Origin of the sequence: Modicisalibacter luteus DSM 23508 (assembly GCF_000378505.1) — a bacterium.
Lineage (GTDB): Bacteria > Pseudomonadota > Gammaproteobacteria > Pseudomonadales > Halomonadaceae > Modicisalibacter > Modicisalibacter luteus.
The window spans coordinates 63,143-75,072 of record NZ_KB900003.1 but is presented as its reverse complement, the minus strand read 5'-3'; the positions used below and the strand labels follow the sequence as shown (position 1 = coordinate 75,072).

Sequence of the window (11,930 nt, the reverse complement as noted above, 5' to 3'; positions counted from 1 at the left end):
GACTCTATGGCTAGGCTTGCACAATGTTTAGCAAAATTCAAGTGGCTTACGGTCAGGCATGGCTTAGTAGGCCATGAATTCATAGGATGCTTGTCTAAGCTCTTGTTTATACAGGCGGGAAAAGGGGAGCGTATAGGATGATTGTATGTATGTTATTGTATTGAAAGCTTTATTTGATATACTTGTAATCAGTAGGTCCCGGGTTCGACTCCTGGTGCCGGCACCACGGGTAAGCCTGATCAATCAGGCTGTTGTAGCAAAGAGGTCGCCCTTCGAGGCGGCTTTTTTTGTGCTGATGTTTAAGGTAAGAGTAACAACACGGCTACGTGATCACCTCCATTGGTTTGACTACACAGCAATGCCGTCCAAGTCATAGCCTGATGCAGTGCCAACCATCTGCTTTCTGCTTACCTTATGCGCCAATCCTCCTGCTGTAGCCTCTCAGGCTTTTACTCGCTTGGTTAGCCGAGTGGCCTTATGCCCGCCTCTTCCACCGATTCGATCAGTATTCTTTCAATTGCGCTGCCTGGCTTACAAGCCTGGCCTAACAGGGCTCGCTGTAGGGGAGCGAAGTGTGTAGACCTGAGGTGAGCTGGGCTAGACTGAATAAGCTGCATTCCCTACCGGTTACATAGGATGCGGCTTGTCACCAAACGTGCGTAAGGGACCGGGGCCACATGCAATGGATTGCTTCTAACAGTACGGCGCTGATTTTTCTGGCAAATGCTGGTGTCATCTTGGTCTGGGTGTTTTTCGGTTTCCTGATGATGGCCGATTTCGCCAAGCTGCGCAGGCCTAAGCTGCTCATTTCCCGCCAGCAGCGTATGGATGTTGATGGTGTCTGTGCAGTCATCAACATGGGACAAGAGGCGGTGTACGTCTCGGCAGTGTTGGCTGTCGTGAAAGGAAAGGATCAAACCTTCAGGGCGGATCTCACAAATTACATACCTTCGCTAGGCCAGACTCAAAGCACTACCGGAGCATTACAGGGCCCCTTGGCCTCAGGCAGTGAATATCGGTTGGATACATTCCGTCGCCTGGCACAGCATTCGCTGCAAGCGTCTAATGCATCGATACGCTGTGAAGACCTGGACTCGATAGAGATACGCATCATTGCGACTCATGGGCGCGATGACAGGCCCTTCGGTGTCTATCGCCGCTTTGCTCAAGAGGAGGGCGTTCTCAAGCCAGTTTCATTCCATACGCGCTTGCTTTCGCCCCGGTGGCATCAGGACAGGCTACGGCGTTGGCAAAGACAAGTGGCTCAGGCCTAGATGGAATAAGCAACGAAATGACCTGGCTTGAGCCAAGCCTTGGGCGGTGCACCAATGCGTTCTGCCAAGCCTCATGGCATCTTCCGTGCTCCCCTGCATATGGGTAGCACCGGCTATTACCTTCACCTTCGACAGGCATAATCAGGTCTTATCATAAGAAGGTGTTGCTCTCGATGCTTTGCAGACGCTCCCTAAAGTCTAGCTAATTTAGCAAAACCCTTTATAAGTGTAGTTTCTGGATTACATGGTTTGTTGTATTTAGATTACATTAAGATAACTTTATGTAACCTAGTTTTATGATTGTGTAAGGGCGGAGAGTGTTAAAAGGTCTTGGCCACGGATGACTAGGCAGGCCTTAGTTAATGACATCCTTGCCAAGAATAATAACCAAATAAAAATATTATCCTTTCGATATGCCCGGTTGCATGGTTGCCGGGCTTTTCCTTGGCCGGAAAATCTTTTTTTATTGTATGGTGTCTCCAGCGGGCAAAAAAGGAAATTGCCACGCTAGGAAAACGCCATTGGCAGCAGGAACGAGGCCTTCGACAGGATGCCGAAATTCGTCAGTGAAGCCCCGAATCGTCCAAGGGCCCTAATGACTTTTATTGGGGCCCTTGTTTTGCTTATGCCATGTCTGGCATGACACTAGGTCGTCGCCTCAGTTCTCGGACATGTTCACGGCTTTTCGTTCAAGCAAGGGCTGCAGGAAACGTCCCGTATGTGAGTATGCCATTGCCGCCACCTGCTCCGGCGTTCCCTCGGCAATGATGCGTCCACCGCCCGAACCGCCCTCAGGGCCGAGGTCAACCAGCCAATCCGCCGTCTTGATGACATCTAGATTGTGCTCGATCACGACGATGGTATTGCCATGATCACGCAGGCGATGAAGCACGGTCAGCAACTGACGAATGTCCTCGAAGTGCAGCCCGGTCGTAGGTTCATCGAGGATATATAGCGTCTTGCCGGTATCACGCTTGGCCAGTTCACGCGCTAGCTTGACGCGCTGGGCCTCGCCGCCGGACAGCGTGGTGGCGCTCTGTCCAAGTCGCACGTATGACAGCCCGACATCCATCAGCGTCTGCAGCCGCCGGGCAATGGCAGGGATCGGGCTGAAGAACTCGAGCGCCTCCTCGACGGTCATCTCGAGCACTTCGTGAATGTTGCGATCCTTGTATTTAACCTCGAGCGTTTCGCGGTTGTAGCGCTTGCCCTTACACACGTCGCAGGGTACGTAAATGTCAGGCAGAAAGTGCATCTCAACCTTGATCATGCCCTCGCCCTGGCAGGCCTCGCAGCGTCCTCCCTTGACGTTGAAGCTGAAGCGCCCCGGCTTGTAGCCGCGCGAACGGGATTCCTGTGTGCCGGCGAACAATTCACGAATCGGTGTGAAGATCCCGGTGTAGGTCGCTGGGTTGGAGCGAGGCGTGCGGCCGATGGGGCTCTGGTCGATATCGATGATCTTGTCGAGCTGGTCGAGCCCCTCGATGTGCTCGTAGGGCTCAGGGGTCAGTGTAGTGGCTCGGTTGAGCTCACGGGCCGCGATCGGCATCAGTGTTGAGTTGATCAAGGTCGACTTGCCGGAGCCGGATACGCCGGTCACGCATATGAACAGCCCCAGTGGAAGCGCCAGGTCGACGTCCTGCAGATTGTTACCGCGTGCGCCGGTCAGGCGCAGCATCTTTTCCGGGTTGCCGGGAATTCGGTGGGGAGGGACCTCGATGCGTCGTGTCCCGGCGAGGTACTGTCCGGTCAGAGATGCCTTGTTGCGCTGAATGTCTTCGGGCGTGCCCTGGGCGACGATAGTGCCGCCATGGACGCCGGCACCGGGGCCGATGTCCAGGACATGGTCGGCGGCGCGAATGGCATCCTCGTCATGCTCGACGACGATTACCGTGTTGCCGAGGTTGCGCAGGTGCTCCAGCGTCTTGAGCAGCCGATCGTTGTCACGCTGATGCAGCCCGATGGAGGGCTCGTCGAGGATGTACATGACCCCGACCAGGCCGGCACCGATCTGGCTTGCCAGACGGATGCGCTGAGCCTCGCCGCCCGACAGGGTGTCGGCGCTGCGCTCGAGATTCAGGTAGTCGAGGCCGACGTTGACCAGAAATTCCAGGCGCGCATGAATTTCGTGAATGATCTTTACGGCGATCTCGCCTTTACGCCCCGGCAGTTCGAGCTGCCGGAAATAGCTCCAGGCCTCGCCGATCGGCAGGCGGACGATATTGGGTAGCGTGTGATCATCAATGAAGACATTGCGGGCTTCGCGACGCAGACGGCTACCGTGGCAGGTGGGGCAAGGCTGTACCGCCAAGTACTTGGCAAGGTCCTCACGCACCATGTTCGATTCGGTTTCCCGATAGCGGCGTTGCATGTTGGGCAGTACGCCTTCGAAGGGATGCTCGCGGGTCACCTTTCGGCCGCGGTCGTTGACGTAACTAAAGGTGACTGCATCGTGCCCACTACCGTGCAGGATGACTTCGCGCTCATGCCGGGCGAGATCGTTCCACGGTGTCTCCAGTTTGAAGCGGTAATGCTTGGCCACGGCCTCGAGCTGGTTGAAATAGTAGACACTGCGCCGGTCCCAGCCCTTGATCACGCCCTCGGCCAGTGACAACTCGGGATGACTGATCAGCTTGTCGGCATCGAAAAACTGTTGCACCCCCAGCCCGTCGCAGGAAGGGCAGGCCCCCGCAGGGTTGTTGAACGAGAACATCCGAGGTTCGAGCTCGGCGATGGAGTAACCACAGACCGGGCAGGCGAAGCGCGCCGAAAAGGGAATGTCCTCATGTTCTCCATCCATGAAGTGAACCACGGCGACGCCGTCGGAGAGATTCAGCGCGGTCTCGAAAGACTCCGCCAGGCGCTGCTGGAGATCGTCGCGTACCTTGATACGATCCACCACCACGCTGATATCGTGCTTCTTGTTCTTTTCCAGGGCAGGGACGTCATCGAGTTCTACCACATGGCCATCTATCATGGCGCGAACGAAGCCCTGCGCACGCAGCTCGGCGATCAGTTGCAGATGCTCGCCCTTGCGTCCGGAGACCACCGGGGCCATCAGCATCAGCCGGCTGCCTTCGGGCAGGGCCAGCACTTGGTCGACCATCTGCGAGACGGTCTGGGCCTCCAGATCGGTGCCATGCTCGGGGCAGCGCGGCGTCCCGGCACGGGCAAACAGCAAGCGGAGGTAGTCGTATATCTCTGTAATCGTCCCCACGGTGGAGCGCGGGTTGTGGGAAGTGGACTTCTGCTCGATGGAAATCGCCGGAGATAGCCCCTCGATATGATCGACGTCGGGCTTTTCCATCATCGACAAAAACTGCCGGGCATAGGTGGAAAGCGACTCGACATAGCGGCGTTGGCCTTCGGCATACAGCGTGTCGAAGGCCAAAGAAGATTTGCCGGACCCGGACAAGCCGGTGACCACGATCAGCTTGTCGCGTGGCAGTTCGACATCGATGTTCTTGAGGTTGTGCGTTCGGGCACCCCTGACCTGGATCTTGTCCATTCCCACCTCATGCGCATCGCAAAAGTTTCAATTATACGATCTAGGCCGCCTTCACCATAGCACGCCAGTATCCAACTGCCGTTTCAGTGCCCGAGCCAGCAGGCAAAACAACACTGTGCTTTTCCTCAGACCGTTCGGACCGGTAGAATGTTAGCCCCGCTGACGGCTGCCGGTGCGCGAGCCGCCGCTTTGCAAACCGCTTCCATCTGTATGCGATCCCGCTCATGAGCTCTCGTCTGCTTGCCACTGAACGTCGCGCCATTACCGGCCTGGCCGGCCTGTATGCTACACGCATGCTGGGTCTGTTCATGGTGCTGCCGGTGTTGGCCCTTTATGCCGATGATCTGGCCGGGTCGACCCCGCTGCTGGTCGGGCTGGCGTTGGGCGCATACGGTCTTACCCAGGCTGTTTTGCAGATCCCCTTTGGCCTGCTCTCCGACCGAATCGGGCGCAAGGTCGTCATTGCCGGTGGCTTACTGCTGTTTATCATCGGCAGCATCGTCGCTGCCCAGGCGACGACAATCGCCGGTATTATCGCCGGGCGTTGCCTGCAGGGCAGTGGGGCTGTGGCTGGGGCGATCATGGCGTTGCTGGCCGATCAGACCCGGGAACAGGTACGGACCGCCGCCATGGCCACCATCGGATTGTCGATCGGTGTCGCGTTTGCCATCGCCATGGTAGTCGGCCCGTTGGTCGCATCATCCTTCGGCTTGTCTGGCGTTTTCTGGTTCACGGCGTTGCTCGCCATGCTGAGTCTCATTGTACTGTGGCGCCTGGTGCCGGCCGCTCCCCGCCGAGTCCAGCATCACGATGTGGGAATGGATCGCAGCCAGCTGCGTAGTACGCTGACCCGCAGCGATCTGCTACGCCTGGACTTCTCGATATTCTCGCTGCATCTCATACTCATGGCTGCCTTCGTGGCGCTACCGTTCCGGCTAGTGGCCGTGGGCATCGAGGCCGACCAGCAAGGTTGGGTCTACCTCGCCGTAATGGGGCTGTCCTTTGTGTGCATGGTGCCGCTCGTGATCGTGGCGGAGAAGTACCGTCGCATGAAGGCTACCTTCCTGGGTGCCGTGGCCGCGATGACCTTGGTTCTGCTGCTGCTGGGTGAGCTGGGGCATCAGCGCTGGGTGCTGTTCGGTTTGCTGTTAGCCTTCTTCGTGGCATTCAACCTGCTCGAGGCAACACTGCCCTCGATGATCAGCAAGCTGGCACCGGCCGGGGCCAAGGGCACCGCCATGGGAATCTACTCGACCAGCCAGTTTCTGGGAGCTTTTCTGGGGGGCTTGCTCGGAGGGGCTCTCGCGCAGCGTTTCGGTTATGATGCAGTATTTATCGGCACTGCCTTGCTGGCTGCGGTGTGGCTGATCGTCATTTGGGGAATGCCGGCACCACGTCACTTATCGAGCGAGGTGGTGGCCCTGGACGAGCAGGAAAACGATGCGCTGGATACGCTGATGGCGCGTTTTGCCGAAGTGGCGGGCGTGGAAGACGTGCTCGTGGTGCCCGAGGAGCGAGTCGCCTACCTCAAAGTGGATCGCCAGCAGCTCGATGCCGATGCACTTGCCCGAGTGGCTGGCTCCGGGCACACGCACCGAGGCGCCTGATCGCGATCGCTTGGCAGGCCAGTGCGCCTGGCGGGGCGTTTCACGTGGCCTGTCTCAGGTCTCTTATTTCCAAGATCATGTAAGGAGTCAACCATGGCCCGTGGTGTAAACAAGGTCATTCTGATCGGTAACCTGGGGCAGGACCCCGATATCCGTTTCCTGCCGTCGGGCAATCCGGTGGCGAATCTGCGTATTGCCACTACCGATAGTTGGACCGACCGCCAGAGCGGTCAGCGCCAGGAACGCACCGAGTGGCATACGGTTGTGCTGTTCAACAAGCTGGCCGAAATCGCTCAGCAATACGTCAAGAAAGGCTCGCGAATCTATATTGAAGGCCGTCTGCAAACACGTAAGTGGCAAGGACAGGATGGTCAGGACCGCTATAGCACCGAGATCGTCGCTAACGACATGCAAATGCTCGATACACGTGGTGGTCAGGGTGGCGGCGGCGGTGCCGACTACAACCAGCAACCACAGAGCAATTATGGTGCGCCGCAGGGCGGTTATGACCAGCAGGGTGGTGGCTACGGAAATGCCCCCCAAGGTGGCGGACAGCCTCAGCAGCGCCCCGCACAGCAGCCGCCCCAGCAACCCCCGGCCGGTGGGCAGCAGGGAGGGGGTAATTATGGGGCGCCAAGTCCTGGCAGTTTCGACGACTTCGACGACGAAATACCGTTCTGACGACCACTTAGTCAAGAAGTGTGCACATAACCTTGTAACGTCCTGCTTTGCAGGGCGTTTTTCGTCAGGCTAATTTTTTATGTAAAGTTCGAGTCTGCTCCGTCGCTACCGAGCTATTTGAGATGACCCACAGCGATCGAGCCGCATGGTCGGGGTACATCGGTTGCAGTATTACGCTTAGATGATATTGTTAACAGTTTACGATTTAGGCTCAAGATGGAGGCCCGGATGGACTCGACCAAGGACAGAATTGGTCAGCGTCGTTCAAGCACGCTGACGTCCATCGCCCGCGATGCTATCGAGCAGTTGATCATTTCTGGTGAGCTGTCCGCCGGTGACCGCATTAACGAAAGCGCCTTGGCCGCCAGGTTCGATATCAGCCGCGGGCCGATTCGTGAGGCCTGCCGTAGTCTTGAATACGCAGGGCTGATTCGCAACGTTGCCAATCATGGTGCTTACGTTCGTGAGATGAGTCTAGAAGAAGCCCGCAGCCTATACGAGGTGCGCCGCGCCTTGACTGCTCTGGTGGGTGAACTGCTGGTTGAGCGGGCAACACCGGAGCTCATTGCGGAGCTGGAAAGTTTAGTTGAGCAGATGGGCGAGGCCGCCGATTGTGAAGATCTGGATGACTACTATCAGCTCAATCTCAAGTTCCATGACACTATGATGGAGCACGCTGGTAACACTGCCCTGGCACGTTACTACGATGACATCATCAAGCAGCTGCATCTATTTCGTCGTCGAGGCCTAGTTCAACGCGGCAATCTCAAGGCCTCCAACGCCGAGCATGTGGTGATCGTCACGGCGATCGCCGCGCGCGATGCCGAGAAGGCCTCGAAAGCGCTGCGCGACCATGTGATGGCGGGATGGATGCGCATGGAGCAGGCGTTGACGGACCCCTGAAGGAGCCTGCCGACCGGACTTGGTTCTTTCTATCCTGATGATCTGTAAGATAAAAATTGCCCCTTCTAGTTTGTAGACCAATGTCTACGTATGAGCATTAATCTCTTTCTGCTAGTTTTGTTTTTGCTAACTGTTAACAGTTTACAGTTGTTCGTAGCACCACAACTCCTAACAACGACTCTAAAGGAGAACCACTATGCGCCATTGGTTCACTACCGGCATTCTGGCGGTTGGTATCACATCCGCCTCCCTCGCATCCCTTGTACAAGCGGCAGACGATTTCCCCACGGAGCCAATCGAGATTGCCGTGCACACCTCACCGGGTGGAGGCACCGATACGACCGCCAGGATGGTGGCTCTATCGACTCAGGAGCAGCTCGACAGCAACGTCTTCGTGCAAAACAAGAAGGGCGGGGGCGGCTCCGTAGCGATGAGTTACGTCAGCGGAAAGCCTGCCGACGGCTATACTTTGATGGCGGTCACGCCGACACATCTGTTCACCATGCTGCGCGGTAAGTCTCCGATTGGCATCGATGACATCCAGGGCGTGGTGCGTGCCACCGACGATCCCATCATCATCATGGCCCGCGGAAACAGCGACTACGAGACCATCGATGACCTGATCGAAGCAGGCCAGTCGGGCATCATCAAGTGGGGCGGTACCCAGATCGGTGGCGTCGACCATATTGCTGCCATGAGCTTCGCCAACGAAGCCGACATCCAAATCTCCTATGTACCCTTCGACAGCGGTGCGGAGTTCGCCGCTGCCTTGTCCCGCGGCGACATTGACGCAGCCGGCCTGAATATCTCGGAAACCCAGGACCAGATCGCCGCCGGTGAATTTCGTCCGTTGGCGGTGATGGCAGAAGAGCGTATGGGCGCTCTGCCGGACGTACCGACCCTGGCCGAGAACGGCATGGACGTTGCCTTCTCTACCGTGCGCGGCTACGTAGTGCTCAAAGACACCCCGCAGGAGCGTGTCGACGCTTTGGAGCAGGCTATGCTCGCCGGGATGGAAAGCGAGCGCTACCAGGAGTATCTCGACGGCATCGGCTTGGACAGCGCGAGCATCGCCGGCGCTGAAGTCTGGGACAAGCAGATTCGCCGCATGTACGAGGCGGGCGAGGCCACCATGACAGACCTGGGGCTTCTCGAGTGAATGATATGACTGGGGCCGTACGCTGCGGCCCTACACATTTCTCATCCGAGACAAGGAGGCGCACATGATTCGTCATTGGCGAGACCTGCTTCCAGGATGCGTATTGCTGGTTTTGGCGGGTGTGCTGTACTGGGTCACCACTGGCTTTGGCACCGTGCCACCATCCTTTGCCCAAGGCATGCAGGCGGCTGACATGCCTCGCCTGATCCTGGGAATCATCGCCCTGCTGTCCTTGGTGATGATCTATCAGGGCCGCGGCCACGACGAAGAGGCCAAGCCCGTCATCACCTGGCGCATGTGGGCCACTACGCTAGTGCTGCTGGCCTCGGTTTTCCTGTTCGGCGTGCTCGGTCTGACCCTCACCACCATGCTGACCTGTCTGGTCATCCCCCTGCTGTGGGGTGAGCGACGCAAGCTTCACGTTGTGATCTATGCCATCGGTGTTCCGGTGTGCATCTATCTGCTCTTCACCCACGCGTTGCAGCTCAGATTGCCACAGGGCGTGCTAAGCCCCTGGCTGTCCTGAGCGACGGAGACGATCATGGATCCAATTTTGACGGGGTTCGGCATACTCGCCGACCCAATCTCCCTTGCCGTCATCCTGCTGGGCACCATCATCGGAGTGCTAGTGGGAGCGCTGCCTGGCTTGAGCTCATCGATGGCAGTGGCCCTGTTGCTGCCTTTTACCATCTACCTGGAGCCAGTCCCGGCGATCTCGATGCTGGCTGCGCTTTACTGCGCAGGCACTTTCGGTGGCTCCATCACCGCCGTCCTGATCAACGCCCCCGGGGCGCCGCCCGCTGCCGCTACCGCTTTCGACGGTTTTCCCATGGCACAGCGAGGGGAGGCCGGTCGCGCACTAGGCATGGCGGCAGTATCCAGCGTCATCGGCGGTATTATCTCGTTGCTCGTAATGGTGTTGGCTGCTCCTGCCCTTGCTAAGATCGCCCACTCATTTGGGCCGCCCGAGTATTTCGCACTGGCGATTTTCGGGCTGTCCATGCTGGCCTCTATCAGCGGCAAGTCACCAGTCAAGAATCTGATCGGTGGAGCGCTCGGGTTGCTGATCGCCACCGTCGGGGTAGACCTGACCACCGGTGTCGAGCGTTTTACCTTCGACGTTCCCGAGCTGTACGAAGGTATCAGTTTCATCCCTATCCTGATCGGTCTATTCGCGGTTTCGGAACTGCTGTCCCAGTCCGACGTCATCGACCAGGCGAAGGAGCGCATCAACCTCACCGCCATCAAGCTGCCTTCCCGGGATGACTTCAAGCAAGTGTGGAAGACTATTCTGCGCTCCTCAGGGATTGGTACTTTCATCGGTATCCTGCCGGCGGAAGGCAGCACCATGGCCGCAATGATCGGCTATAACGAGGCGCGGCGCTGGTCGAAGAATGGTGACAAGTTCGGGACCGGCGAAATCGAGGGCATTGCCGGTCCCGAGGCGGCCAACAACGCCGCCACCGGGGGCTCCATGGTGCCTACCCTGGCGCTCGGCATCCCTGGCTCGGCCACTGCCGCGGTGATCCTCGGCGGTTTGCAAATCCACGGCATTCGCCCTGGCACTTATCTGTTCGAGAACCAGCCACATCTGTTGTATTCGATCTTCGCCGCCATGCTGGTGGCCAACCTGGTGTTCCTGGTCTTTGGCCTGGCCGGGGCTAAGCTCTTCTCGCGCATCTCGCTGATCCCCCGAACCTTTCTCTGGCCCGCAGTATTCGCTCTGTGCGTGGTGGGTGCCTATGGCGTCAATCAGAGCTTGGTCGACGTCACCATAATGCTGATCGCCGGCTTCATTGGCTTCTGGCTCAAGCGCTACGGCTTTGGCGCGGCGCCTATCATCATGGGAGTCGTGCTGGGCTCGCTGGTCGAGAACTCCCTGGCGCAGTCGTTGATCATCTTTGATCAGGATGTGAGCCGTTTCTTGGGGCGTCCGGTGGCGATTTTGTTCTTCGTCCTGGCCGCGCTCAGCATCTTCTACAAGCCGCTTTTCGGTGCCGTGCATCGCATGCGCAGTGGCCCGACCATTTCCCAGAGAGGCGAATGAGATGGCCAAGCCACTTGGAGGACGTGTTGCTCTGGTAACCGGTGGCAGCCGCAATATTGGTCGAGCCGTAGCGCTCGGGCTCGCCGAACAGGGTGCCGACGTGGCGATCATCGCGAGCCACCACGGCCAGGCGATGAGCGACACTCTGGCCGATATCGAAGCGCTTGGGCGCCGGGGGCTCGGGCTTGCTGCGGACATCGCTGACTCCGAGGCGGTCGAGGCCGCCATGGCGAAGGTCCGAGAGACTTTCGGTCGACTCGATACCTTGGTGTGCTGCGCTGCCATTCGTCCCCACAAGCCCTTTGCCGAGTTGACGGTCGAGGACTGGCGTAAGGTCATGGCGGTCAATCTCGATGGGCCCTTCCTGGCGGCCAAGGCCTGCCTGCCGCTGCTGCTCACCTCCGACCAGGCTTCCATCGTTACCTTTGGTGGCGCCAGCGCGCACCTGGGTGCCGCCGAGCGGGCCAATGTCATTGCCTCGAAGATGGGGGTAGTAGGCCTCACCCGGGCGCTGGCGGTGGAGTACGGCGAGCAGGGAGTGACCGCCAACTGCATCGTGCCGGGCCAGATCGATACCGAGCGCCCGGCTGGCTCTCCTGCGCCCAGCTTGAAGGGAGGCAAGGGGCCGCTGGTGGGTCGCTTCGGCCGGCCGGATGAGGTGGCCGCGCTGGTCTGTCACCTGGCTGGGCCCTCGGGACGCTATTGCACCGGCCAGACGTTTCATCTGAATGGCGGAAGCTACCTCGGTTAA

9 protein-coding genes are annotated in these 11,930 nt (G+C 58.5%); 8 read left to right on the top strand and 1 reads right to left on the bottom strand.

What is annotated here, in order from left to right; genetic code table 11:
• Nucleotides 1–677: 677 nt before the first annotated feature.
• Nucleotides 678–1,274, top strand: coding sequence for a hypothetical protein (locus tag F568_RS0118710; protein ID WP_019020297.1), 597 nt, complete (start codon nt 678–680; stop codon nt 1,272–1,274).
• Between the two features lie 658 nt (nt 1,275–1,932).
• On the opposite strand, the gene uvrA is transcribed toward F568_RS0118710, so the two are convergent.
• Nucleotides 1,933–4,782, bottom strand: a complete 2,850-nt coding sequence (gene uvrA / locus F568_RS0118705; protein WP_019020296.1) for an excinuclease ABC subunit UvrA — start codon at nt 4,780–4,782, stop codon at nt 1,933–1,935.
• Nucleotides 4,783–5,006: 224 nt separating this feature from the next.
• Here uvrA and F568_RS0118700 point away from each other — a divergent pair, with 224 nt between their 5' ends.
• The 7 genes from F568_RS0118700 to F568_RS0118670 all read left to right on the top strand — a co-directional run bounded on the left by F568_RS0118700 (nt 5,007) and on the right by F568_RS0118670 (nt 11,930).
• Nucleotides 5,007–6,389: an MFS transporter gene (locus tag F568_RS0118700; protein ID WP_019020295.1), complete on the top strand. Its 1,383-nt coding sequence runs from the start codon at nt 5,007–5,009 to the stop codon at nt 6,387–6,389.
• A 93-nt stretch (nt 6,390–6,482) separates the two neighbouring features.
• Nucleotides 6,483–7,070: a single-stranded DNA-binding protein gene (ssb, locus tag F568_RS0118695; RefSeq protein WP_019020294.1), complete on the top strand. Its 588-nt coding sequence runs from the start codon at nt 6,483–6,485 to the stop codon at nt 7,068–7,070.
• A 228-nt stretch (nt 7,071–7,298) separates the two neighbouring features.
• Nucleotides 7,299–7,973 (top strand): GntR family transcriptional regulator, encoded by a 675-nt coding sequence (locus F568_RS0118690; RefSeq protein WP_019020293.1) that lies wholly within the window; start codon nt 7,299–7,301, stop codon nt 7,971–7,973.
• 196 nt (nt 7,974–8,169) lie between these two features.
• Nucleotides 8,170–9,132 (top strand): Bug family tripartite tricarboxylate transporter substrate binding protein, encoded by a 963-nt coding sequence (locus F568_RS0118685; protein WP_019020292.1) that lies wholly within the window; start codon nt 8,170–8,172, stop codon nt 9,130–9,132.
• Nucleotides 9,133–9,196: 64 nt separating this feature from the next.
• The gene (locus F568_RS0118680; protein WP_019020291.1) at nt 9,197–9,658 is read left to right on the top strand and encodes a tripartite tricarboxylate transporter TctB family protein; all 462 of its coding nucleotides are present in this window, start codon (nt 9,197–9,199) and stop codon (nt 9,656–9,658) included.
• A 15-nt stretch (nt 9,659–9,673) separates the two neighbouring features.
• Entirely contained in the window at nt 9,674–11,179 is a 1,506-nt protein-coding gene (locus F568_RS0118675) for a tripartite tricarboxylate transporter permease (protein ID WP_019020290.1), read from the top strand.
• A 1-nt stretch (nt 11,180) separates the two neighbouring features.
• The gene (locus F568_RS0118670; RefSeq protein WP_019020289.1) at nt 11,181–11,930 is read left to right on the top strand and encodes an SDR family NAD(P)-dependent oxidoreductase; all 750 of its coding nucleotides are present in this window, start codon (nt 11,181–11,183) and stop codon (nt 11,928–11,930) included.

Excerpts from the sequence above, each read along its gene's own strand:
- F568_RS0118710 (WP_019020297.1), top strand. The coding sequence starts at position 678 with ATGCAATGGATTGCTTCTAACAGTACGGCGCTGATTTTTCTGGCAAAT.
- uvrA (WP_019020296.1), bottom strand. The coding sequence starts at position 4,782 with ATGGACAAGATCCAGGTCAGGGGTGCCCGAACGCACAACCTCAAGAAC.
- F568_RS0118700 (WP_019020295.1), top strand. The coding sequence starts at position 5,007 with ATGAGCTCTCGTCTGCTTGCCACTGAACGTCGCGCCATTACCGGCCTG.
- ssb (WP_019020294.1), top strand. The coding sequence starts at position 6,483 with ATGGCCCGTGGTGTAAACAAGGTCATTCTGATCGGTAACCTGGGGCAG.
- F568_RS0118690 (WP_019020293.1), top strand. The coding sequence starts at position 7,299 with ATGGACTCGACCAAGGACAGAATTGGTCAGCGTCGTTCAAGCACGCTG.
- F568_RS0118685 (WP_019020292.1), top strand. The coding sequence starts at position 8,170 with ATGCGCCATTGGTTCACTACCGGCATTCTGGCGGTTGGTATCACATCC.
- F568_RS0118680 (WP_019020291.1), top strand. The coding sequence starts at position 9,197 with ATGATTCGTCATTGGCGAGACCTGCTTCCAGGATGCGTATTGCTGGTT.
- F568_RS0118675 (WP_019020290.1), top strand. The coding sequence starts at position 9,674 with ATGGATCCAATTTTGACGGGGTTCGGCATACTCGCCGACCCAATCTCC.
- F568_RS0118670 (WP_019020289.1), top strand. The coding sequence starts at position 11,181 with ATGGCCAAGCCACTTGGAGGACGTGTTGCTCTGGTAACCGGTGGCAGC.